Below are 24,140 nucleotides of genomic sequence, written 5' to 3'. Positions count from 1 at the left end.
CACTAGCGTTTGTCCGCTCAAGGTGTCAATCAAGCTTCAAATCACGAGAACTCCATGATCACCGCGTCCACGGCGAGGCTGTCACCTGGAGCTGCCTTGATGGCTGAAATCGTGCAGTCCCTCTCAGCTCTCAGGACATTCTCCATCTTCATGGCTTCGACTACCGCAAGCTGTTCACCAGCCTTCACCTCTTGCCCTTCGTCAACGGCTATCGAGACAACGAGCCCCGGCATTGGACACAACAACATCTTGGACGTGTCCGGCGGCAGCTTTTCAGGCATCAGTTCGTCAAGTTCGGCAACCCTCGGTGTCATTACTTTTGCAACGACGGAATAACCTTGCCAGTCCAGTCGATGGCCACCGGTTACCTTTCGGATTTGCACTGTTACCGGCTGATCGCCGACTTTACCTGACCAAAGCGGGGCTCCAGGGGCCCAGTCCGATTCAACATTCATCAAAGGGCCATCACCGACGGCAACATCGAGTTCGACAGGTGTCCCGGGATAACCTGCGGCAAGACGTATCGGCACATAAGTCTTGTCGAGCCGGACCACCCAGTCTTCCCGAACAGCGCCTGAATGAGGCCGCAAGCGACCTGGCAGATGGTCCAGACGTTCACGCTCCAGGGCTCCCATAGAAAGAGCGACAGCCGCAAGCACAGAATAGGCAGCTTCGTCTGGAACGGCAGGTGAGAACCCGTCCGGGTATTCGTCGGCAATGAAACTCGTTGCCAATTCCCCGGATCGCCAACGCGGATGGTTCATCAGCGCGGTCAGGAATGGAACGTTGTGCTGGATCCCATCGACATAAAATGCATCTAGCGCCGTGCTCATTGCGTCGATGGCTTGTTCGCGGGTTGGAGCATGGGTAATCAGCTTGGCAATCATGGGATCGTAGAACATGGAGATCTCCGACCCTTCGACAACACCGGTGTCGTTCCGGATCGTCAAACCGTCAGCAGAGACCTCTTCTGGCGGCTGATAGCGCACCAAACGTCCGATCGACGGCAGAAAATTCCGATAGGGATCTTCAGCATAGATCCGGCTTTCGACCGACCAGCCTTTCAACTTCACATCATCCTGTTCAAGAGACAGTTTTTCACCCGCTGCAACGCGGATCATCTGCTCAACCAGGTCAACACCGGTAATCAGTTCCGTGACCGGGTGTTCGACTTGAAGACGGGTGTTCATTTCCAGAAAATAAAAGCTCTTGTCCTGACCGGCAACGAACTCAACCGTACCCGCGCTGTCATAATCGACGGCTTGCGCAAGTGCGACGGCTTGCTCGCCCATCTTGCGACGCGTTTCCTCGTCAAGCAGCGGCGACGGAGCTTCTTCGATGACCTTCTGATTGCGGCGCTGGATCGAGCATTCGCGCTCTCCCAGGTAAATCGCGTTTCCGTGCTTGTCACCAAGAACCTGAATTTCAATGTGACGGGGGTTTTCGATAAACTTTTCGATAAAGACGCGGTCGTCGCCAAATGAAGATGCCGCTTCGGACTTGGAACGCGTGTACCCGTCCCTGGCCTCTTCCTCATTCCAGGCGATACGCATTCCTTTGCCGCCGCCGCCGGCAGAGGCCTTGATCATCACCGGGTAGCCAATGTCACCTGCTATCTCAACGGCCTGATCTGCCGATTCAATCACACCGAGATACCCGGGAACCGTGCTGACATTGGCGTTGTTTGCGAACTTTTTGGATTCGATCTTGTCACCCATAGCCTCGATAGCGCGAGAGTTTGGGCCGATCCAGACAATTCCTTCTTTGGCCAGTGCCTCTGGAAAGCTCGAGCGTTCGGACAAGAACCCATATCCCGGGTGAACAGCCTCGGCACCCGTTTCCTTGCACGCAGCTATGATCTTGTCAGCCAGCAGATAGGACTCAGCAGCGGCAGCCGGTCCGATATGAACCGCTTCGTCAGCCATCTCAACATGCAGCGCGTCCCGGTCTGCGTCTGAATAGACTGCAACCGTCTTGATGCCCATGCGGCGTGCCGTCTTGATAACCCGGCAAGCGATCTCGCCCCGGTTGGCGACAAGAATTTTCGAGAACATTGAATTCCACCCAGCTGGATCGTTTCCAGAGTTGTAGGCTGGGCCACTGCCCTGCGCAACTTATCCAAAGGGCGAGAGGAGTATTGCGGACACCTTGCATCGCTCTCCATCTGGCTCCTGATACATCAACGGAATGCCCCTGACAGAAATGTGATGCTTTTCAGCCGGTTCCGGCAGAAAATTGCAAGCCGCTTTTATCTCAATCTTAAGAAAACTACTGCAGTAAATACTAATGCTTGGAGGAGAACCCATGGCAAAGCTTTTTGCTTTTGCACTCGTTGCAGTCACATTGTTGTCTCAGACCGGGAACGCAGAGACGTTCGCCAAGTGGAACCGAGGCGACGTCGACGGTTTCACCCGTTACTGGACCACAAACAATGTCGGCGCCAACTTCATCATTTGGTGCCATCCGGCGCGCAAGGTCAACGGAACCGTTCTCCATATCGAAATCGATGGTCAAACACCAAAGCCGAACAGCCACGTTAAGCTGATCCTGGACCGTGAGATCCTTGATCTGCCGGTCAACAAACAGGGATATATCGGCAGCGATTGCGCCGCTTGTTCCGACAGTTTCAGCTATGTCTGGCATCGCCTGCGGGCGGCCAGCACTTTGGCGGTCAAATTCGAAGACAACCGTTACGCTGGATTTTCGCTCAAAGGCGTCCAACAGATCCTGCCCGGCCCCGTCTGCCCGACGGATTTCGGGAAGATACATTCCTGATCAGTGTTTGGGAGCCCGTCCCTCAACACCATTTTCCCATGGATTGCGATTGAGCCAACTCAGCCTGCTGATTGTTGCTTCAGGTAATCTTTCGACGCGTGCGTTTCAGCCATTCAAGCAATTTAGGCAATCTGCCGTTCGCACCCGGAACTTCAGGCAAATTCGCTACACAATTCTATGATCGAAGCTCTTCTTGGGCCCGACTTCTTAAAATAGGACCTATTCGCAAAACGGGAGCTAAGCTGAATTTAAGTGTCCGGCGTCACATCTCCGCAAGGCGAATTGATACAGACTTCGTCAAGCTCTTACCCTAGGTTAAGTTCAAGAGTCACTCTTTAAACTATTGCTTCTCGCCGGATTTCAAACGCAACAAAGTTTTCCGGCATCGCAAGGAGATATCAATGCGTAAAGGCAAACTCTTCAGCGCAACGCTCGCTCTTGCCGGTATTTGCATGGCCACCGCCGCAGAGGCGCGCCCGGACCTTCGTCAAATGACCTGCGCACAAGCACAGAACATGGTGGTTCGGCATGGCGCCGTCGTCTTCACGACAGGCCAGCACACCTATTCCATGTTCGTTTCAAACAGAAGCTATTGCGATTGGAACCAGGAGCTGTTCGTGCAGTACGGCCCGACGCGCGACAACCGCAAATGTCCTGTGGCCTACCAGTGCAAAGAACCACTATTCGGACGCGGCGGCTTTAATCGCTGGAATTGATCACCAATTCCAGATCCAAGAAAGGGCCGGAAAACCGGCCCTTTGTCGTCTCGCAACCTAGCATTCCGTCTCTGTTCACAGCGGGATGTTGTCGTGCTTCTTCCATGGCATCTCAACATTCTTCGTCCGCAGCAAAGCAAGTGCTTTGGCAACCCTGCGACGGGTTGAATGAGGTCGGATCACATCGTCGATATACCCACGTTCGGCAGCAACAAACGGGTTTGCAAACCTGTCTTCGTAGTCCTTGGTGCGCTGTGCAATCTTGTCCGCATCGCCAAGTTCTGACCGATAAAGGATCTCAACGGCACCCTTTGCCCCCATGACCGCAATTTCGGCAGACGGCCAGGCATAGTTGATGTCGCCACCGATATGCTTCGAACTCATGACGTCATAAGCGCCGCCATAGGCTTTGCGCGTAATCACGGTCACTTTCGGTACTGTCGCTTCCGTGTAGGCAAACAACAGCTTCGCTCCATGTTTGATGAGGCCACCATATTCCTGCGACGTCCCAGGCAAGAAACCAGGTACATCGACAAAGGTGACGATCGGAATGCCGAAACAGTCGCAAAACCGCACGAACCGTGCAGCCTTGCGGCTCGCATCAGAATCCAGAACCCCGGCAAGCACCATCGGTTGATTGGCAATAATGCCAACCGTCCGCCCTTCGATACGCCCGAGCCCGGTAATAATGTTTCCCGCAAAACTGGCTTGCAGTTCGTAGAAGTCGCCCTCATCGACTGTTTTAAGAACGAGTTCCTTCATGTCGTAAGGCTTGTTCGGATTGTCCGGAATGAGGGTATCCAGGCTGTTGTCGATACGCTCCGGATCGTCGTAATTCGTCAGTTCAGGTAAATCGGCCTGATTGTTCATGGGTAGAAAATCGATCAGACGCCGCATTTCATCCAGCGCCTCAACATCGTTGTCGAACGCCCCGTCCGCGATGGAAGACTTTGTCGTATGGATCGACGCGCCGCCGAGTTCTTCTGCTGTCACGGTTTCGTTGGTGACCGTCTTCACAACATCAGGTCCGGTAACGAACATGTAGGACGTGTCCCTGACCATGAAGATAAAATCGGTCATGGCCGGACAATAGACATCTCCTCCGGCACAAGGTCCCATAATCAACGATATTTGGGGAATAACACCTGATGCAAGCACGTTGCGCTTGAACACTTCGCCGTATCCGCCCAGCGCGGCGACACCTTCCTGAATACGGGCCCCACCGGCGTCGAAGAGACCAATGACTGGCGCGCGATTTTGCAGTGCCATGTCCTGCAGCTTGGTTATTTTTTCAGCATGGGCTTCCGACAGGGAGCCTCCGAAAACCGTGAAGTCTTTCGAAAACACATAGACTGTTCGACCGTTGACAGTACCCCAACCGGTCACAACACCGTCGCCGGGAATGTGCTGCTCTTCCATGCCGAAATCGGTGCACCGATGCTGCTTGAACATGTCGAACTCTTCAAACGAGCCTTCGTCCAAAAGGATCTCGATCCGCTCACGCGCCGTCAGCTTGCCTTTCGAGTGCTGCGCATCGATGCGACGCTGCCCGCCACCAAGCCGGGCGGTTTCCCGGCGGGTTTCCAATTCGGCCAGAACTTCTTTCATCCGGTCCTCCAAAAATACGTCAGCTGAGGCTCTAACATGCCCCCCAGTCGCGGCATAGTCAGCACTTGGGATTATGGGGAAGTACGCGGACGGCACCCACAAAACGGCAAAAATATGATTTGCGACACATCCCCTAACGTTATTTCATACTAAGTTCGGCGATTGTGAACGGGCCGCTTTTTTTGTTTGGGTCCGGGCACCGAAGGGATTTTGCCCTGAAATCAAAATGCATTTTTATGGCTTAATAGTGCAAGCCGGCTGGGAGCATTTGCGATGACTTTATACAGTCCCGAAACAACATGGATTGCCATCTTAGGCGGCGGTTTCTCCGGTTCGATACTCGCCGGTGGAAGCGTTTTTCAGTTTGATCTCTGGAATATGGGATCGAAGAAACTACCCATACAGGTACTGGTGACCGGCAAACGCGCAGGTTTGATGGCGGAAGCCGGCACTGCCATGGCGGTTCTTCTGGTCACAGGGTGCCGCACCGCAAGAGAGATGGACGGCATTACATCTTCCGGTCTTGACTGGGAACTGTCCTTTGGCGGTGACGCCGATGCGGTCGTCAAGTCCGGAGCAAGCGTTTTCAAGGAAGTCATGAAAGCCGCTGGTAAGCAGACCGGCGAATGGGCACTGCATGAATCCGGTAAACGTCTCGCACAGTATATTGTTGGCGACCTCGGGGTTGTTCAGCAGGGACGACAATTCAACCTCCTTCCCACACCAATATCGGCATCCATCGGTGCCGGGATCTTCTATGAATGGCAAAAACTTCACGTTCTGGATGGTGAAATCGGCTGGAACTACATTTCGCCGGAGTACTCAGTCGAGAACCGTTCCGGAAACGTTTATATGCGTATGAAAAACATCCCGGTCAAAGACGGTACGACTATTCATCTCGGTTTTGGGGTGGACGAATGGGGGATCGACGGCAACATCAAGTGGGCTCCGACTTCTTCAGGGCCGCGGATCGGTCGCAGCAAACTGCATATTGACTGTGCAGTTTATGGTGGTGAGCTTTATCAGAGCTTCAACCGCAATGAGCAGCCTGGCATCAATCTCAGTCAGTTGCAGCCGGCAGGGCGAAGTGAAGCCGGCATGCTGACGGTCTCCAACACCAAGGAAGTCGCGAAAAACGGCAAACTCAAGATCTACCCGCGCATCTTCAAATTCACCAACTATCCCTACTGGTCCGCAGATGACACCATGACCGTTCATGTTGACGGTAAAGGACGCTTCACAAAGGTGGATGGAACGACTTCCTATAGAGACTAGAATGTGAAGTTGCCTAAAGAGTGAGCAAGAGCGCCGCCAGTTTGTACTTTGACAGCCTTCAGAAATTTGCAATGATTGCTTAACAACGAAGCACACGCAAAGGGGAGGCAATGGCGGACGCTCGCACTTTCTTCAATGAAATGCTCGACGAGACCGGGAACCCTCGCACTCCATATGCCAGGCTCTCAAATTGGCTTGAAGACAAGCCCGCCAACTTCCTTTCCAAAAAGAGCCGAGATGCCGAAACGATCTTTAGACGTCTCGGCATCACTTTTGCGGTCTATGGTGCCGAAGAGGCAACCGAGCGCCTGATTCCCTTCGACCCGATCCCGCGTGTGATATCGGCTGGGGAATGGCGGCGCCTGTCAGCCGGCATCGATCAGCGTGTACGGGCGCTGAATGCGTTCATGCATGATATCTATCACCGGCAGGAGATCCTGAGAGCCGGCAGAATACCTGCCGATCTGATCTTGCAGAACGAGGCGTTTCTACCGGAAATGGCCGGGTTCACACCCGCACGCAAAGTTTACGCGCACATCATTGGTACCGACCTCGTCAGGGTGTCAGAGAACGAATTCTACGTTCTTGAAGACAACACCCGCACACCGTCCGGCGTCTCCTACATGATGGAGAACCGGGAAACCATGATGCGCCTGTTTCCCGAACTCTTCCAGATGCATCGTGTCGCCCCGGTCGAGCAATATCCGGAAAGCCTTCGCCGCACCTTGGAAAGCGTCGCTCCGGACTTGTCCAAGTCAACCCAGACTGTGGTCGTCCTGACACCGGGCATTTATAATTCCGCTTATTTTGAACACGCGTTTTTGGCAGATTCAATGGGCGTTGAGCTTGTCGAGGGCCGAGATCTCTTTGTCGATGCAGGCAAGGTGTTCATGCGTACGACGCGTCAACCGAAGCAGGTCGATGTCATTTACCGGCGCATAGACGATGCGTTTCTGGACCCCCTCACCTTCAATCCGAACAGCATGCTAGGCGTACCGGGATTGTTTGACGCCTATCGGGCCGGCAATGTCACGATCTGCAATGCACCCGGAACCGGCATCGCGGACGACAAGGCGATCTATGCATATGTGCCCGACATCATCGAGTTCTATACAGGTCAAAAGCCTATTTTGAACAACGTGCCGACCTGGAACTGTTCCCGCCCCGACGACCTTGCCTATGTTTTGGACAATCTTGAAGAGATTGTGGTGAAGGAAGTTCACGGATCCGGCGGCTATGGGATGCTGATAGGTCCAACTGCGTCGAAGCGGGAAATTGCTGAATTCCGGAAGGTTTTGGAATCCAATCCGTCCAACTACATTGCGCAGCCAACCTTGGCCCTGTCGGCCTGCCCGACACATGTGGCATCGGGCGTTGCCCCGCGCCATGTGGACCTGCGCCCGTTTGTCCTGATCGGAGACAGGGTTCGCATCACTCCCGGCGGCCTGACCCGAGTTGCACTGAAAAGGGGGTCGCTTGTCGTGAACTCCAGTCAGGGCGGCGGCACCAAAGACACCTGGGTACTTGAGGATTAGATGCTCGGAAGAACCGCTTCTTCGCTGTTTTGGATGTCGCGTTATCAAGAGCGCGCGCTAAACGTCACACGCCTGCTGGAAGTGGGCTACCGTGGCGCCATCATGTCTCACATGGGCCAGGAGCACGGCACACATTGGACTTTCGCACTTACCTGCGCCGGCTGTGAAAGCGGTTTTCAGGCCAAATACGACGAACTGGCTCTTCGAAATGTCACCAACTATCTGATCTTTTCCAAAGACAATCCGGCAAGTGTCAGGAACAGCCTGGAACATGCGCGCAATAATGCCCGCGCTGTGCGTACCAGCATCACGGCTGAGCTTTGGGAGGCAATCAACACAACCTGGATCGAGTTTGCCGAAGTCAATCCGCAATCGATAACGCAGGAAAAACTCCCCGACTTCATGGCCTGGGTGATCCATCGCGAACATCTCTGCCGGGGAGCCTTCCTGAACACAGTACTGCGGGATGACGGTTATTGCTTCAGCCAGATGGGCAACTTCGTCGAGCGTGCCGACAACACGGCCCGCATCTTGAACACACAATATTGGGTACTTCTGCCGGACAACGATATTATCGAAGACGGTTCGACGGACCGTTTCCAGTGGTCCGCGATCCTCAGGGCGCTTTCCGGTCGCAGAAGCTACCGATTCGCCTATTCAAATGGCCACCTGAAGGCTTTCAATATCACCGAGTTTCTCGTGCTCAGGAAAGAAATGCCACGGTCTCTGGCGCACTGTTACGATTGGATAAGCGATACCGCGGAAGACCTGGAACAATTCTATGGCTCAAGCGAGCCGAGCCTACAGCTTGCAACCGACATCGCAAAAGAGTTACGGCAAAAGCAAATGCGGGAAATCTATCAGGAAGGCCTCCATGAATTCCTGACCGATTTCATCGGCAAGAACAACCAGTTCGCCCAACAGCTTTCCGAAGACTACAACTTTGCCTGACCTGAGCCCCGGACCGACCCCATGAGACTGACTGTCCGACACACGACCCGATACCGCTACGACACGCCATTGGCCAATGCCATGCAGCAACTCAGGCTGACACCTGAAGATGGTCCCTCACAGACGATCGTGGAATGGTCCATCGACGCTCCCGGCATTGAGCGTGCCACCACTTACAAGGACGCCTTCGAGAACCGGGTGCATATGGTCTCCAGAAGCGAGCCGGTGGAGACGGTCGAGATAACGGCGTCGGGCACCGTCGACACCATCGATACGAATGGTGTCATCGGGCACGAACCGGATGCAGGGGCTCCCACCCGCCTCTATACGCGCGTGACACCGTTGACCCAGACCAATCAGGCGATCCGCAAACTTGCAACACTTGCCGAAAGCCATGACAAGATCGCAGGCTTTCACGCCCTCATGCATGCCATTCGCGATAAGGTGGAATACAGGATCGGCGTCACCGAGACCCATGCATCCGCCACCGCTGCACTGGCTGCTGGCGAAGGCGTGTGCCAGGATCACGCGCATATATTCATAGCGGCCGCTCGCTCGATCGGCATTCCAGCCAGATACGTCTCGGGATATTTGCTTCTGGAAGAAGAACAGGCCTCCGAAGCACATCATGCCTGGGCCGAGGTTCTGATCAATGGACTGGGATGGACCGGATTCGACATCTCCAATGCCATGTGCCCGACCGACCGCTACATTCGCCTCACGACCGGGCTCGATCTCGCGCTCCGCAGCGCCCATCAAAGGACTTCGTTTCGGCGGTCTTGAAGAAAATCTTCAAGTAGAAGTGGATGTCGCACAGGCTGCTTTGCAACAGCAGCAATAGCTGTCATAAGGCAAAGACCTAAGCCGGGTTTCTGAAGCCCGGAATTGAAGCATGGGCGGGGCTTTGGAATGACCTATTGTGTCGGTTTGAAATTGGACCGTGGGCTGCTGTTTGCATCGGACACCCGAACCAATGCCGGTGTCGACAACATAGCCACGTTCAAGAAGCTGCACACCTGGGAAGAACCCAACGAACGCGTCATAACGTTGTTGTCGGCTGGCAATCTGGCCATTACTCAGGCTGTCGTCTCACTGCTGAGCGAACACATCACGTCTGTTGAAGACAGTCGGGCCACGCTTATGACGGCCAAGACAATGTTTCAGGTTGCGCGCCTGGTCGGCAGTGCTGTGCGCGAGGTCAAGGAAATCGACGGCGAAGCGCTGGCGACCAGTGCTGAAAGCTTTTTCGTAACCTTCATTCTGGGCGGGCAGATCAGGGGCGAAGAGCCGCGCATGTTCCAGATCTATGCTGCCGGAAACTTCATCGAAGTCTCTGAGGACACGCCGTTTTTGCAGATCGGTGAGCACAAGTATGGAAAACCTATTCTGGACCGGGTGACCCGCTCTGACATGCGCCTCGGCGAAGCGGCAAAGCTTGTCCTTTTGTCTTTCGACTCAACCTTGCGTTCCAACCTGTCCGTCGGCATGCCGATCGACATGCTTCTCTACAATACCGATACCTTCTCGACCGAGCGTCAGGTTCGCATTGAGCAGAACGACCCTTATTTCCGGAAGCTTTCTCAAAGCTGGTCAGACAAGTTGCGGGAAGCGTTCAGCGATATCGATGAGTTTGAGGTCTAGCCTCCATTCAGCCTGTCAGGCTGCCGTCATAAATCCGCAGTAGATGCGTACCGGAAATTCCGGAGTTCATGTCCATGAGCAATGCCAGCACCACATTGGATCTCAAACCTGTTTCCTGGACCAGGGAACCGGCGCAAGAGCCGCTTGAGGAAAACGACGACGCCTTGAGAGCCGTGCGCGAGATGATCAAAGCCGGTGAGCGAATTCAATTGGTGGATCTCCTGAAAAAATGGGACCCACTGGACGTGATGCAGTTGCTCGTTCGCCTCCGGCTTAAACACGCTCGAAAACTCTTTCAATGGCTTCCGGCCAATCCATCGATCAAGGTCGTTGCAGAGCTTCGCCCCGAGTTTCGTTCCATTTTGATGGAGGAAAGCACTCTCGAACAGTTTCGCGATATTCTTGCAGGTCTTGACCCGGAAGACGCGGTGGAAATTCTAAACGAATTTCCAGATGACGCCGCCGAAGAGCTGATCGCAAGATTGCCCGACATCGAAGATATCGGGACGCGCGGGTCCTATGCCGACGACACGGCCGGGCGCGTGATGGCGAGAAAGTTTGTTGCCCTACCGGAGGAGTGTACTGCAGGCGACGCCGTCGCCCAGATGCGAGCAGAAGCAAGCAGGATCCGCAAGGTGTTCACGGTCTATGTAACAGATGCGAAAGGCCGGCTGACGGGCACTGTCGAGATCGGCAAGCTGCTATTGGCCCCCAACCAGACGCAGCTCAAGAAGATCATGAACAAGGACGTGATCGCTGTTTCGGCCGACACGGACCAGGAAGAAGTCCTCAGACTCGCGCGCAAACGCGACATGCGCACCGTCCCGGTGGTGTCCGGGGATGGTCAACTGATTGGCCGGATTACTCCGAAACAGCTGACCCGGATTGCGGCAGACGAAGCCAACGAGGATATGCTGCTTATGAGTGGTGTGTCAGGTGAAGCCCGCTCGGATGATACCGTTTTGCGGATCGTCAAGGGACGCCTGCCCTGGCTTCTTGCCGGCCTTGTCGGTGCGAGCGTTGCAGCAACCGTGGTCGGTTCATATGAAGATCAGCTGGCGGAAGCCGCCATTCTTGCAGCTTTCATCCCCGTAACAATGTCCATGGCCGGAAATGCCGGTCTACAGGCATCGGCTGTTGCGGTTCAAGGCATCGCTACCGGCGCACTTTGGTCCGGCGACATCTTTTTCCGGCTCATGAAGGAATTTGTTGCAGCGCTATTCAACGGCGCCATTGCCGGAACGTTGCTCGGCTGTCTGGTCTTGGGCGCATCAATGATCGTACCTCTTGAAGATCCGGTGCGACTTGCGCTCGCCACATCGCTTTCACTCTTGTGCGTGACCACGCTTGCGGCAATGGTCGGAGCAACGGTCCCCATTGTGCTGGACAAGATCGGCATTGATCCTGCCATGGCAATCGGTGTCTTCATTACGTCATCAAACGATGTGCTGGGAGTGTTGATCTTTTTCCTTATGGCAACGACTTTTTATCTGGCCTGAGGACTAGCCCTCTTTGAGGACTAAAACGGCGGCATCAAACTCTGCTCGCTTGTAGGTCCGAATTTGCGCAGCTTCCGCGTCCTCGCCCCAACGCTCGATATTAAAGTCTTCTTCCACATGCGCCGCAGTCCATGCGCTTTCTGCATCCAGCTGCCCTTCTTTTAGGGCAAGTGCCAACAACGCGGACCCTGTCACACTGGTAATTGTGTGAAGGGCTGCAAGCTGCAAGGGTGTAACTGCATCAATATGATTTCGATATGCCGAAAGCAGATTGTCAGCTTGTGGTGAATGAACAATGCCTTCGATCAAGACAAACCTGCCACCTAGGAGCCCACCTGCCCAATTGACGACCGGATCCCAGATGGTCCGCTGCGTTTCTACAAGGCTTTCGGGTTCGTCTGCCCTATAGCAAAGCGCATCATTGCCTGCAAACCGGGTGATATCGTCAGCAACTTCACCGAACCGGACACGCACTGCGTCCTGCGCCGAATTGGCAATCCGTGTGAGAGGCATGTTCGCAGGATTGATTTCCTTCTCCTGGGCGTTCCATTCAGCGGCAACAGCCGCGCCAAGGGCGTCTGACGGCAAGACCAGTGTCTCACGACCCGGTGTTTTGACCGGCCGGCCATCGAGGTGAATTTCAAATCCGCTATCACCCGCAATATGCTTTGCATCCTTGTAAAACCGCTTGGGCAACTCCCGCCTGGAGAGTTCACGCGCACGCTGCTCCGGATCCTTGACCGCTTCTTCTTGTAAGGTTTCAAGAAAGTCACGCATCACATTGTTTCCTTGTGAATTTTCATAACCTCTGACACTGCGAATTTGAGCTCTTCAAAGTTTTGAATAATTTGATCCGCCCCCTCTTCGACGAGACGGGAATGGTCATGATAGCCCCATGTGACGCCAATGGCATGCGCACCGGCCGCCTTGGCCATAGCCATGTCGAATCCGGTATCGCCAAGCATGACGGTGTTCTCAGGCTCGACTCCCGTTTCTGCAATTGCGCGAAGCACCATGTCCGGATGTGGTTTTGAGGGAGATGTATCGGCAGTCTGGATCGTCACAAACCGTCCATGAAGGTCATGACTGTCAAACATATGCCGAACGCCACGCATCGCCTTTCCTGTTGCAATCCCGAGCAAGAAGTCTTCACGTGCATGAAGCTGGTCAATCGCCTTGCGAGCGCCCGGATAGAGTGGATCGAGATCCAGACCTTGACTGCGTCTTGAAACCTTCGCCTCTCTGTACGCTGCGGCCATCGCGGGAACTTTGTCAGCATGGGTTGTGCCAACCAGATCCAGAAACGCTTCTTCAAGCGACCGACCAACAATTGACAACGCCGTCTTTCGATCGGGCATAGGAAGGTCAACTGCGGCGAAACCTACCTTTAGTCCATGAAAGATGGTGTTTTGACTGTCCACCAATGTGCCGTCGACATCAAAAAGGATCAGATACATAGGGCCCCAAAAGGAAGACTTGCCGGCGCCGGAGGGAACCGGAAATCGAAGATGAGTTTGCTCTCCCGCATGTGCAGCGTTTTGGCTTTGCGGTCAAGAGCAGCACCGGGGAACCGCGCATGCTGGCAGAAATACCGATCGGCAAAAGCTGCCCAATCCCCTTCTTTCCAACTTCTTGTTTTGGATAACGCCGAATTTAGCTGAGCGCCTGAAAATTGCCTCTTTATCTTGGTTATCGCACACCCGGACGCACTTAACGTTCGGTTAACCACGTTTCTAAACGCCCTGGTTACCATGAACGGTAATAATCGTCAGGCCGGGTGGGCATGACTATTTGGGGCAGCTTTGTCACCAAAGAACACGGATTTTGGGACGCAGCTTGAAAAAGCTGCGCGAACGAGAGTGGTTTTGTCTGAATGCCTCAGAACAAACAATGCACCAGCCGCCGTAGGCATGTGACACCCAAGACAATCCAGCGCGCTTTTTTGACGGCACTTGGTGGTGCAACACTGCTTATCGCCGGATTTGCCACCATTGCCGCCTTTATGAACCCGGCAATGGCACCCGCTCAATTTGCCAAACTCCTCGGTTCTGTTGACGAACTGGTCTCCGCGCAGCATTCAGGGTTTGCTTCGTTGGATAAAGACGCTCAACACCCAGTTGCGCAGATTTCAGATCAAACAACAATTGGCATCACTCTGACAGGGCAAGCTGGCACGGTCGCTGTTTCATCGGCGACGGCCTCTTTCGATGTCGCAGCCGAACGTGAAGCGTCCGCAAAAAAGATTGCCAAAGAAGCTTTGGCAGCAAAACTCGCGCACATGAAGCTGACACGCAGCCTTTTGGCCGCTCAAAAGGCTTCTCAACTGGCAGAAGCGTTGCCTGCACCGACAGTCACAGTCGCGGCGAACCAAAGCGTCGGCACTTTGGCCGAAGCATTGGTGACGGCAAGTGCAGAGGCCCCAGTTAGCGTCGTCGCCTCAATTGCCACATCTTCCCCTATCAAACCGGGCGCAATCCTTCCCCCTGCCCCAGCTGTAAAGCCAAATCCGCCGCGACGCGCAAAACCGGCTTCTCGCGCTACCGCGGACGACAATGTGAAACCACGTAACACTGCGCCCGCCCTTGCATATGCGGCGCCCGGCGATCCTAAAAACGAGGAAGCCGGTGTTTTCAGTGGAATTGGCAAACTCTTCAACGGCGCTCGAGGCGGATTGCCTGGTCGAGGAAGCGGGATCGCCGTTTACGACATCAGCGCCGCAACAGTTCATATGCCAGACGGCACGAAGCTTGAAGCACATTCCGGGATCGGTCATCGCATGGACAATCCCAAATACGCATATGTGAAGAACCTCGGGCCGACACCCCCGAATGTCTACAAATTGCGCATGCGCGAACGCCGTTTTCACGGTGTAGAGGCAATACGCATGCTGCCGCTCGACAAGTCTGCCATGAAAGGCCGGGACGGTATGCTGACCCATACCCGCCTCCTGAGGAACAGCATCGGATCTCATGGCTGTGTCGCCTTCAAGGATTACAACAAGTTTCTGCGTGCCTATAAGAGCGGCAAGGTCAAAACTCTGATCGTTGTTCCATCCATGAACAAGCTGCCGACCTATATGGCGAAACTTCAGAGGCAAAGCGGCGCCTGAGATCTCTTGCGAGTGTCTTCCCGATTGGCTATGCCCTAGAGTATAGCCACTCCCGTCCGGCCAGGAGCCTCCCGTGACAAAAATACTTGCGCTGTTTTTGATCCTGATTGCTGCAATCCAGGTGATAAAGCCGCTCGGCTGGCCTGGTCTCAAAAAACGTTCTGATGCCTGGAAACTTGTTGCCGGTGTTGCAGCAGTCACTGTGGCATCCGTTATTTTGAGTGCATTGTTTCAGGGGCTCTGATCCAAAGGCCGCGGTCAGAAATTCAACAAACCCAGGGGAACGGTGGGACAGTCCATGCCCGTTGCAACAACGCTTCACATGCTCTGCGGAAAGATCGCCTCCGGAAAATCAACTTTTGCAAAAACCTTGTCGGCTGATCCGAATACAATCATGATCAGCGAGGATCTCTGGCTGTCCGGTCTTTACGGCGACGAGTTGGTCAGCATTGCAGACTATGTACGATGTTCCGAGCGTTTGAAGCAGAAAATCGCGCCCCATATCGTCGCGCTTCTCAAGTCAGGTCTTTCTGTCGTGCTCGATTTTCCGGCCAATACCCGGGAACAGAGACTATGGATGAGACATCTTTTCGAGGAAGCTGGCTGTCATCACAAGCTGCATTATTTCGACGTTCCTGACCAGGTCTGCAAGGCACGCCTGAAAGCGCGCAATGCCTCTGGAACTCACACGTTTTTGGTAAGTGAAGACGTCTTCGACAAGATCAGCAGCTACTTCCAGCCCCCTCAGCCAGACGAGGCCTTTGATCTGGAAATTCGCCCCGTTAGGTAAAGCTCTGCAGGCCGCCTACGACCAAGAAAACACCATAAAAATCCGCGATTTTGAAATTGGTCGTCAGCACGATCTCATGCGCCCAATCGCAATATCGCCCGTGGAGTTAGACTTTCAAATTACCGTATGGACGGACTGGTTGCTGCCAACCGAAAATTTTTCTTCTGCATCTGCAGATGAGGTTTGCGGATACAAAAAGCAATTGTGTCCTCAATCGAATAAACTCTCGTGCAGGAACTCAAGAACATCCTGTTGCGCGGATTGGAATTCCAGCAATCCGTGCTTATTTGACAACTCGCCAGTATCATAAACAATTGATTTACTGCCGTTTTCCGTATTCAGAAACGGTGCGCATTCCCCTTTGGTCCACTTATTTTGATGCCACGGATCCGCTGCGCCAAGGAGGGTCAAAACCGGTTCGTCGGCCGCCGCGTTAACGCCTCGGTACTCGGTCCAAGGCGCGTGGCAAGTCCAGCCTTCCGCAATCCTGGCTCTGACATGCTGTTGAGGGTTTTGTGCCTGAAAGGTCACCGCAGCCAGAGCGCCTTCGCTGAACCCCATTAGAACAATCTTCTCATCATCAACAATCTTGATTTCACGCGCCCTTTCAATGGCGTAACCGGCATCATTGTTTCGTAACACCAAAGTGCCGCGAAACAGGCCGCCCTCACGTGTTTCCACGTTGCAGGAACGAGGATAGGTTTTTCTCGCCAAGCTCGCGGGTGCAATAACAAGAAATCCATTGTCTGAAAGGAATTTAATTCGTTCAAAGGTACCCGGCCAAAATCCGCTACAGCCATGAAGATAGATGACGGTGGGGAGTTTGCGTTCGATCGCAATTGTTCCCTGTTGCAGATCTTCGGTCGTCACTTGTTTTGAGTGTCCAGGCCCGACAGGCACGCGAACAATAGCCGCGCGCCATGTTCGCTCCAGTTCCTCCGGAGCTTCCCAGTCCTGCCATGAGAGGTCAGCGGGTGCCGAGAACACCTTGGAACTGTTGTGCAGACCGCCATCCTGTGAAATCGCTGGAAAGCAAAGCAGGATGGAACTCAACAACGCGACGACTATTCCTGAACAGCAAACCTGTGCAAAGTGATTTGAAGTCAAAAATGCGACCTCCGTATGTCTTACAGATAGGACAGAGCCCTTTCGACGGTAGCACCATGCATTGCGCAGGTTCTTAATGCAGAAGGCGCAATGAGAATGCGAAACTTGAACACATAGGCAAAGACAGGTTGCCGGTAAAAGAAGGCACACCAGTCAAATGATCCAACATTTGTTGGATGCACTCTAGCGCTTGATAACGCTTTCGTCCGGGTCGTCTGCCTCCGGATCGTAGTCCGTTGCATCAAAACCCAAAAGGTTCCAGGTTTGCTGCATATGAGGAGGCAAAGGCGCGGACACGTCAATCGTGCCATGACCGGAAGGATGCGGAATGACGATCCTGCGGGCTAAAAGGTGAAGTCTGTTCTGGATACCGCCGGGAAGTTCCCAGTTCTCGATGTTGAAATACTTGTCGTCACCGATGATCGGATGACCGATATGAGCTGCGTGAGCCCTCAACTGGTGCGTTCGGCCTGTCACTGGTTTCATTGTGACCCAGGACAGCTTCTGCGCTGATTGCTCGAACACCGAATAAAGCGACACCGCATGTTGCGCATCGTCATCGCCCTGCCGCACGACCTGCATGCGCTCCTCCCCCTCATTGCGAGCCAGGAAGGTTGAGATACGGCCCTGACGCGGCTTTGGAACACCGGCAAGCATCGTCCAATAGATCTTGCGCGTATTCCGATGCCGGAAGGCCTTGGTAAGCTCCTGTGCCGCCTGCCGGGTGCGAGCCACAAGAATGATCCCTGACGTTTCCCGGTCCAGCCGGTGCACGAGCCGCGGCTTGTTGCCCTTGCGGTCAGTGAAGGCGTCCAGCATGCCATCCAGATGCCGTTTCAGGCCGGAACCTCCTTGTACGGCCAGCCCAGCCGGCTTGTTGAGAACCATCACCTGATTGTCCTCAAATAGGAGCATGTCCTCGATCGCCTTGCGATCATCTGCGATCAATTTCGTGGACTTCGGCTTAGCATTCTTCTTGTCGTTGGCCGGCAGTTCCACGCCCAATGGCGGAATGCGTACCGTCTGGCCCTTGGCTATCCGCGTGCTGGCTTCTACACGTTTTCCGTCAAGCCGCACCTGACCGGTGCGCAGCAGCTTTTGCAGGCGGCCAAAACCCAGCCCCGGATAGTGGGTCTTGAACCAACGGTCGAGGCGCATGCCCGCTTCATCGGCGGTCACTTGTTTCTGTTCAATTGCGGACATTTTGTTCTCAAGGTCAGCGCGCTTTCAGAGCCCGCGCGGTCGTCGCCCTTTTTGCAAGCGGACGATAATTCGTTCCGGTGCGTATAGGCGGAATCGTCAGGGAAAGGAAGAAAAACCTTAAGATCCCATTTGGCGCATGATCATCAGACCAGCGAAGACAGCGCCAATGGAAAGAACAACAGAGGCGAGGATGTAGACCAACGCCAGATGGGTGTCCCCCCGTTCCCAAAGAACTGAGGTATCAAGGGAAAAGGCAGAAAACGTCGTAAAACCGCCAAGGACGCCTGTTGCAAAGAAGTAGCGAAGCGTCTGGATATTCGCTGTTTCGTGCTTGACCAGCCACCCGATGAGAAGCCCCATCGCCAGAGATCCGATGACATTTACGGTCAGAGTGCCGACAGGAAAGCCCGGTCCAAAGAGACGCAATGTCACGAGCGACACAAGATGACGGCCTCCCGCCCCAAGTCCGCCACCAAGCATAACCAGTAGAAGATGTTTCAATTCTTTCGCCCCAGCGAACATGTCTTCCCTGCCAAGCTTTCGCAGGCAGGAAACGGTCTTCTTGCGTTTATCACATAAATGCCCGGACCTGAATGAGACGCCGCACGTCTTTACCGCTGAACTCGGGGGCTTTAGTCAATCAACTATTCACCAGGGGCTACTGGCTTTTGCTCAGCTTCCTGGCCCAGTTTCTCAAAGACCTTGACCTGGTCATCGTATTTGGGGTCGATGGTTCCGCACACCCGGTCCCAGAAGGAAAAGAAATTTGCGTAATTGTATTTGAAGCGCGAATGATGCTGATCGTGGAAGGTGACGCAAACCATGGGCGACGGCATGCGGGACATGGGGGATGCCCAAAATTCGTAACCCGAGTGCCCGATCGTGCCGTTGAAGTGATCCCAAAGCCTGTGAACGATCAACACAGGGATTGGGATTGGAAGCAAGATGACTGCCCACAAATAGTAGCTCTGCATGACGAAGGCATCGACCAGGTCATCGGAATAAGTGCTCCAGACCGTCGGGGCGACCGACCGATGGTGTTCGGCGTGAAAACGGTAAAGCCACTTGGTGTGCATCAGCCTGTGACCCCAATAAAACCAGGTGTCAAAGGCAATAATGGAGACGACAAACATCAATATCGCGGACCACCAGGTCAGCTCCAGCGGTGCAACCAGCGTCCAGCCTTTCATTGACAGGAAAATACCACCGGCAAGGCATCCGGCTGTGACGGTCAGCGAGGAGACGCTGGCGCGAATTTCCTTCCACATGCGTTTCTCGCCGCGACGGTTCTGTTGAATCCGGCGCTCCGGGTGACGATTCTGAATCTGAATGAGCACCCAGCCAGTCGCGAAATACAAAAACACATTGATGGCATAACAAGCCGCATAGATCGGCAGAAATTCGAGCAATACTGTCAACGCTTGATCGAGCATATCGTCTATTTCATCCAGTTTGTCGGTTGGCTGACACAGCTGATCTGGTGTGCGGGCTTATCCGGTTGCCTTGACTTTGGTTTGTTCAGTGTCCGGGATCTCACCGGTTTCTTCCATCGCGCGCACCAGATCATCATATTTCGGATGAACTGTTCCACAAACACGATCCCAGAATGAGAAGAAGTTACCGTAGTTGTAGTGAAACTGCGAATGATGCAGATCATGGAACGTCGTACAAATCAGCGGCGACGGGTAGCGCGACGATTTGGAAGCAAAATACTCGAACCCGGAATGCCCGACCATTCCCGAAATCTGATCAAACAGGCGCAGTGCAAAAACGCTCAGTGCAGGAACCGGCAGCACAAACCACACAATAAAATAGAAGAAATGCTCAATGAGCGTATCAACGAAGGTGGAGCTGTCGTTACTCCAGGCCGTCGGGGCTATCGAGCGGTGGTGTGGCACATGGAACTTGTAGAGTGCCGGAACATGCAGCAGCCGGTGCCCCCAATAGAACCAGGCGTCGAACAGAACGAAACAGACCGCAAACATCAGCGGGAACGACCACCAGGAAAGCGTCAGTGGTGAAAACAAGGTCCAGCCCTGCGTCTGAGCGAAGTATCCGGCGGACATCAAGACTGAAGAGGTTGCAAGCGCCTTCATAGACGAGCGAATTTCTTCCGCCTGGCGTTTCAATCCGTCGCGGTGTTTTTGAATGCGTCTATCGGGAAAACGGGCGTTGATCGCCATCAAGGCGAAACCGGTCGCAAAGTAGACAGCCACCATGACGGCGTAGATGGCAGCAAAAACAGTGATGTACTCAAGCAGAAGTGTCATTGGGATTGATCCTGCTTGCCGGCATATAGTGCCTCAAAGCCTTCCACACGCTTGTCGTAGGTCGGATGAATGGTTCCGCACAGCCGATCCCAGAATGAGAAGTAGTTGGCGTAATTATAGACGAAGTACTGGTGATGCTGGTCGTGATAGAGCGTGCACAGCAGCGGCCAGGGTTTGCGCGCACTCGGGCTGGCGAAATGTTCATATCCACAATGACCGATGGCGGCAGACACCTGATCGAACAGCCGATGGCCCAGGAAGACAAGTGGCGGCATCGGCACGACCAGAAGCACCAGTGCATAGTAGGAATGAGCAAAAAACGTGTCGACGCTGGAACCGGCATCGTTTGACCAGACCGTGGGCGTCACGGTCATGTGGTGCGGCTTGTGGAACCGGTAGAACAGTTTTGTGTGCAGGATCCGGTGGCCCCAGTAGAACCAGGTGTCGTGCAGCATCAGTGAAATGACAAAAAACAACGGCACTGACCACCAGGACAGCGCAACCGGTGCAAAAAGCGTCCACCCGCGCATCTGGAAATAAAGACCGACGGACAGACAGCAACTGGTGATCAGCAGTTGGATTGTCGACGACTTGATATCCCGGATTGCGTCATGGGTCGGCTGGCGCTTTTGAATCTTGCGGTCAGGATGCCTGCCATTGAGCGCTGTCATTGCAAGACCTGTGGTGAACAGCACGACAAGGCTCGCCAGATACAGTCCGGCAAACATTGCCACCAGCGCGCCAATCCCAGTTCCAAACGTGTCGGTTACGAAGCTCATAAAGCAATATCCATCCGTGAGGCCTTCGCTATAGCAGTGCGTAGCGAAAGTTGAAACGCCGCGTCAAGAAAACACGGGCAGAATTTATGGACAGAAAGGCCTAGACCTCTTCCTCAACATGAGCAAAGTCGGGATAAATGGACCTGACCAATGCGTCGATACGGTCAATTTCATCAGGTATTTCAGTGAGTTTTCCGCGTTCTTCTTCCAAGACTGCCAGAAAAATTCGTGCGCGGGCCTGATTGACCTGCGGCTGCGGCAAAGTGCCCTCATGAGCCGCAGACAAGACTATGCTCACCAGCCTGTCAGCTGCGTTCAAGCGTCCCCAGAGATAATCATGTTCCCTCCAGCCTCGATTGAAGAAAGCGCCAAAGGTGTTGAGCTGTTTGCCCTTCAGGTCAAACCCTTGTGTGAAAAGGCTCGTTGCGTCCCGCGGGCTGATCCGGTCGACCAGTATCTCGGTGACCTCTGAGAAATCGTTTCGTTGCAGGACTGGAAACGTAATGAGGTCGTAAAACGCAAAGCCAATATAGGTTCGCATCAGGGTAGCGTGTCGTTCCTTGTCGAGCAGCTCAAGTGCCGTTTCAGCAAACAGCTCGTCCTGCAATCTGTCGAGATCTGCGAGCCCCATCATGCCGATGAGGTTGTCCAGGAGAGTAGCAACATGATCACCTGCAGTTGACGCGCCAACCGAAACGTCCTGAACGAATTTCCGTGTTATTGACTGGCTTCTGCCGCCAAAAAATCGGCGGGTCCAGCGCCAGCTCAAATGGTCGATTTGCTCATAAAGCAAACCTTTCAGGCGATCGAGCGCAGCTGTATCCGGCGGCGGCAAATTGCTTTCGGGCTGATAGTGGTAGAACCCGTTGAGCTTGCGAATGACGAAGCGCAGCCGCCTCACCCGATAGTCGACATCAAGACCACGTAGCAGAGCGACGATCTCCGGGTCGGTGCGGCCAAGAACATCCTTGCTGTTTTTCGTGAGATCCGCGAAATGGTTGGCAAACAGGGCCAACATGGCCTCTTCGTGCGCCCGTGCGCCCTCATCTTCACTCAATAACGCCGCTAAACCGGCAACCCGTTCAGCAAGTGCATGTAGTTTCAGCGATTGGTAATTCAGGAAAGCAAAGCCTGCCTGCTGGAATGCGGCAACCGTCGCATCCTGGCGGCACTTGGCCAGCAACGCAGCATTCACCTTGCGCCGCTTCGGAAGCAGTCCCGAAACCGCCTGCTCCACCATGGGTCCCGCTGCGTCGATCAGCTGCGACAACCACCGGCTTCGCCTGTTGTTCTGCTCCAGTTCCCGCAGATCATCGCCAATCGGTTCATTTCGAGGAATATGCGCAAGTGAAGCCAGAATAACCCGAAAGAACCCGGGCAACTCGACGGGGCCGCTGCCCGATTCTTGCGGTTCCACCGGTGCGGGATCGACATAAATCAGACGCCTTGCAACTTCACGAGCTGCCGGGCGACCCTGAATGACCTCAATTACCGGCGCAAATGGCTTGTTCATCACGACACTGCCATCGACGAAGCAGTGATTGCCGAAGGTTTCGGATCTTAGATCAAGCCCCTGAGCCAGAAACGAATCTCGATTGCTCCAGGACAGCTCCTTCCTTGAAAGCACCCTCTCCATCTCCGCCACGGTGGCAGGAGGAAAGGCGCCCGGGAAAGAAGAGGTTGCGCGGGCCGCAAAGACAATGTCCGGGATGTTATCCTTGTCGAGTTGGCTGTCGACAAAACCTGGTGCCCGATGGACCGCATGAAAATTCAGGATCCGGCGATGATCCCACTCTTCCACAAAGGCCGGGTCATCCAGATGTATTCGGCGTTTCATACCGTTGTAATCGGTTATGGTGACGAATAGGTCGAGCGTCTGCCCCCGCGGTATCAGCGTCCGTCCGGTGCCGTCCCCGTTTTCCATTTTCTGGCACGCATCGAGCATCCAGCCGATAAAACGTTCGCCTGAAAATGGCGGCGAAAACCAGCGCGACTGCATGAATTGACGCAGCTTCTCACGCGTCTCAGAACTCTCGATCTGCTTGTTGAGTCTTGAGGAAATGAGGCGGTCCAAAACTGGCGAAACCGAAAGCTTCAAATAGCGAGAAAGACCCGACTGAGGTCTTGCAAGCCGCGTGACATCCGCATTTTGAAGCCACATCTCGCTATGGCTGTCGAGCGGCAGGTCATGGGCAATGGCTCGAGCCAGCATGATCCCGTTTACACCACCGGCCGAAGCGCCGGCGATTGCATCGACGACTACTCTAATGTCGGCGACAGAAGAAATCAGATCGAGAAGGTCACGAAACGCGGTTTGAACCGGTGGCAGCTCTGACGGCTCATTCCCAGCAGCCTTGCCCGCATTGCGATCCAAGCGAAAATTCGAAGCACGGACAAGGTTCAGAACTTCACGGCTCACGCCATGCATGTAGATGGCCAGGGATACCCCCCGTAGAGCACAAGAGCTAATCTGAGTTCGATTTCCTTCATGGGCTGCCGCCAGCTTCCGGTTTGGGACTCAACGAACCATTCGCGAGTCTAGCACGATAAAAGGTTTCAAATGTTTATGTGGCGATCGCCCCTCCATACCGAAGAGCTTCGCAATTACAATGTGATCATACCAACTCACGTCTGGGCGTTCGGTGCGTGATCAAGATTTGACATCGCTCCTGGTTCTGGAAAGCTGCGCTTCACTTTTTAGCGCGTGCTGAAGGCCTCTTACGCTAAGATAAAACACCCGCCGAAGGTGATTCTTGGGCGGAAGCCCAAACAGCAACAGCAGAGACCTCCGTCAACTCGATCAAAATGGCACTCAGCTTGGAAAAAGAAACGCAGCCCTCCTCCGAGATCAAAAACGAAAAAGAGGACCTTCCCCTTCGCTC

At 54.2% G+C, this 24,140-nt stretch carries 22 protein-coding genes; 11 read left to right on the top strand and 11 right to left on the bottom strand.

Going from position 1 to position 24,140, the window contains the following annotated elements; translation table 11 throughout:
* Nucleotides 1–41: 41 nt before the first annotated feature.
* Nucleotides 42–2,054 carry an acetyl-CoA carboxylase biotin carboxylase subunit gene (locus ACZ1HV_RS00270; protein ID WP_472716961.1) on the bottom strand — a complete coding sequence of 671 codons (2,013 nt, stop codon included), beginning with the start codon at nucleotides 2,052–2,054 and terminating at the stop codon, nucleotides 42–44.
* A 250-nt stretch (nucleotides 2,055–2,304) separates the two neighbouring features.
* Between ACZ1HV_RS00270 and ACZ1HV_RS00265 the strand changes: the two genes are divergently transcribed.
* Both ACZ1HV_RS00265 and ACZ1HV_RS00260 read left to right on the top strand, forming a co-directional pair.
* Nucleotides 2,305–2,775, top strand: a complete 471-nt coding sequence (locus ACZ1HV_RS00265; protein ID WP_298820278.1) for a hypothetical protein — start codon at nucleotides 2,305–2,307, stop codon at nucleotides 2,773–2,775.
* A gap of 401 nt (nucleotides 2,776–3,176) precedes the next feature.
* On the top strand, nucleotides 3,177–3,491 hold the full coding sequence (locus tag ACZ1HV_RS00260; protein ID WP_298961937.1) for a hypothetical protein: 315 nt from the start codon (nucleotides 3,177–3,179) through the stop codon (nucleotides 3,489–3,491).
* 75 nt (nucleotides 3,492–3,566) lie between these two features.
* On the opposite strand, the gene ACZ1HV_RS00255 is transcribed toward ACZ1HV_RS00260, so the two are convergent.
* Nucleotides 3,567–5,099 (bottom strand): acyl-CoA carboxylase subunit beta, encoded by a 1,533-nt coding sequence (locus ACZ1HV_RS00255; protein WP_298820274.1) that lies wholly within the window; start codon nucleotides 5,097–5,099, stop codon nucleotides 3,567–3,569.
* 273 nt (nucleotides 5,100–5,372) lie between these two features.
* Here ACZ1HV_RS00255 and ACZ1HV_RS00250 point away from each other — a divergent pair, with 273 nt between their 5' ends.
* The 6 genes from ACZ1HV_RS00250 to mgtE all read left to right on the top strand — a co-directional run bounded on the left by ACZ1HV_RS00250 (nucleotide 5,373) and on the right by mgtE (nucleotide 12,000).
* On the top strand, nucleotides 5,373–6,374 hold the full coding sequence (locus ACZ1HV_RS00250; protein ID WP_298820272.1) for a hypothetical protein: 1,002 nt from the start codon (nucleotides 5,373–5,375) through the stop codon (nucleotides 6,372–6,374).
* Nucleotides 6,375–6,484: 110 nt separating this feature from the next.
* Entirely contained in the window at nucleotides 6,485–7,909 is a 1,425-nt protein-coding gene (locus ACZ1HV_RS00245; protein WP_298820270.1) for a circularly permuted type 2 ATP-grasp protein, read from the top strand.
* Nucleotides 7,910–8,860, top strand: coding sequence for an alpha-E domain-containing protein (locus tag ACZ1HV_RS00240; RefSeq protein WP_298820269.1), 951 nt, complete (start codon nucleotides 7,910–7,912; stop codon nucleotides 8,858–8,860). It begins immediately after the preceding gene.
* Between the two features lie 21 nt (nucleotides 8,861–8,881).
* Nucleotides 8,882–9,643: a transglutaminase family protein gene (locus ACZ1HV_RS00235; RefSeq protein WP_472716960.1), complete on the top strand. Its 762-nt coding sequence runs from the start codon at nucleotides 8,882–8,884 to the stop codon at nucleotides 9,641–9,643.
* A 126-nt stretch (nucleotides 9,644–9,769) separates the two neighbouring features.
* Nucleotides 9,770–10,501 (top strand): proteasome-type protease, encoded by a 732-nt coding sequence (locus tag ACZ1HV_RS00230; protein ID WP_298820265.1) that lies wholly within the window; start codon nucleotides 9,770–9,772, stop codon nucleotides 10,499–10,501.
* 74 nt (nucleotides 10,502–10,575) lie between these two features.
* Nucleotides 10,576–12,000, top strand: a complete 1,425-nt coding sequence (gene mgtE / locus ACZ1HV_RS00225) for a magnesium transporter (protein ID WP_472716959.1) — start codon at nucleotides 10,576–10,578, stop codon at nucleotides 11,998–12,000.
* Between the two features lie 3 nt (nucleotides 12,001–12,003).
* Here the strand turns inward: mgtE and ACZ1HV_RS00220 are convergent, their stop codons facing one another.
* Both ACZ1HV_RS00220 and ACZ1HV_RS00215 read right to left on the bottom strand, forming a co-directional pair.
* Complete coding sequence (locus ACZ1HV_RS00220) at nucleotides 12,004–12,777, bottom strand: ATP12 family chaperone protein (protein WP_472716958.1); 774 nt, start codon at nucleotides 12,775–12,777, stop codon at nucleotides 12,004–12,006.
* Nucleotides 12,777–13,457, bottom strand: a complete 681-nt coding sequence (locus ACZ1HV_RS00215) for an HAD-IA family hydrolase (protein ID WP_298961956.1) — start codon at nucleotides 13,455–13,457, stop codon at nucleotides 12,777–12,779. The genes ACZ1HV_RS00220 and ACZ1HV_RS00215 overlap by 1 nt, the downstream gene beginning before the upstream one ends.
* 416 nt (nucleotides 13,458–13,873) lie before the next feature.
* Here ACZ1HV_RS00215 and ACZ1HV_RS00210 point away from each other — a divergent pair, with 416 nt between their 5' ends.
* From ACZ1HV_RS00210 to ACZ1HV_RS00200, 3 genes are all read left to right on the top strand, one after another.
* Nucleotides 13,874–15,109 (top strand): DUF2778 domain-containing protein, encoded by a 1,236-nt coding sequence (locus ACZ1HV_RS00210; RefSeq protein WP_472716957.1) that lies wholly within the window; start codon nucleotides 13,874–13,876, stop codon nucleotides 15,107–15,109.
* A 73-nt stretch (nucleotides 15,110–15,182) separates the two neighbouring features.
* The gene (locus ACZ1HV_RS00205; protein WP_298820255.1) at nucleotides 15,183–15,353 is read left to right on the top strand and encodes a hypothetical protein; all 171 of its coding nucleotides are present in this window, start codon (nucleotides 15,183–15,185) and stop codon (nucleotides 15,351–15,353) included.
* A 54-nt stretch (nucleotides 15,354–15,407) separates the two neighbouring features.
* Nucleotides 15,408–15,899 carry a P-loop nucleotide/nucleoside kinase family protein gene (locus tag ACZ1HV_RS00200; protein WP_472716956.1) on the top strand — a complete coding sequence of 164 codons (492 nt, stop codon included), beginning with the start codon at nucleotides 15,408–15,410 and terminating at the stop codon, nucleotides 15,897–15,899.
* A gap of 210 nt (nucleotides 15,900–16,109) precedes the next feature.
* On the opposite strand, the gene ACZ1HV_RS00195 is transcribed toward ACZ1HV_RS00200, so the two are convergent.
* The 7 genes from ACZ1HV_RS00195 to ACZ1HV_RS00165 form a co-directional block, all read right to left on the bottom strand.
* Entirely contained in the window at nucleotides 16,110–17,006 is an 897-nt protein-coding gene (locus ACZ1HV_RS00195; RefSeq protein ID WP_472716955.1) for a dienelactone hydrolase family protein, read from the bottom strand.
* 183 nt (nucleotides 17,007–17,189) lie between these two features.
* Complete coding sequence (locus ACZ1HV_RS00190) at nucleotides 17,190–18,209, bottom strand: RluA family pseudouridine synthase (RefSeq protein WP_472716954.1); 1,020 nt, start codon at nucleotides 18,207–18,209, stop codon at nucleotides 17,190–17,192.
* 117 nt (nucleotides 18,210–18,326) lie between these two features.
* Nucleotides 18,327–18,710, bottom strand: a complete 384-nt coding sequence (crcB, locus tag ACZ1HV_RS00185; protein WP_298820247.1) for a fluoride efflux transporter CrcB — start codon at nucleotides 18,708–18,710, stop codon at nucleotides 18,327–18,329.
* 143 nt (nucleotides 18,711–18,853) lie between these two features.
* A complete protein-coding gene (locus ACZ1HV_RS00180; RefSeq protein WP_298820245.1) occupies nucleotides 18,854–19,642 on the bottom strand; it encodes a sterol desaturase family protein in 789 nt (262 codons plus the stop codon).
* 57 nt (nucleotides 19,643–19,699) lie between these two features.
* On the bottom strand, nucleotides 19,700–20,479 hold the full coding sequence (locus ACZ1HV_RS00175) for a sterol desaturase family protein (RefSeq protein WP_298961969.1): 780 nt from the start codon (nucleotides 20,477–20,479) through the stop codon (nucleotides 19,700–19,702).
* Entirely contained in the window at nucleotides 20,476–21,258 is a 783-nt protein-coding gene (locus ACZ1HV_RS00170) for a sterol desaturase family protein (protein ID WP_472716953.1), read from the bottom strand. Before ACZ1HV_RS00170 ends, ACZ1HV_RS00175 begins: the two co-directional genes overlap by 4 nt.
* Nucleotides 21,259–21,358: 100 nt before the next feature.
* Nucleotides 21,359–23,686: a patatin-like protein gene (locus ACZ1HV_RS00165; protein ID WP_472716952.1), complete on the bottom strand. Its 2,328-nt coding sequence runs from the start codon at nucleotides 23,684–23,686 to the stop codon at nucleotides 21,359–21,361.
* Nucleotides 23,687–24,140: the final 454 nt, after the last annotated feature.

Source organism: Roseibium sp. JB4-4, assembly GCF_055693425.1.
The sequence above is the reverse complement of the archived record's forward strand: the minus strand, read 5'-3'. Positions and strand labels throughout refer to the sequence as shown.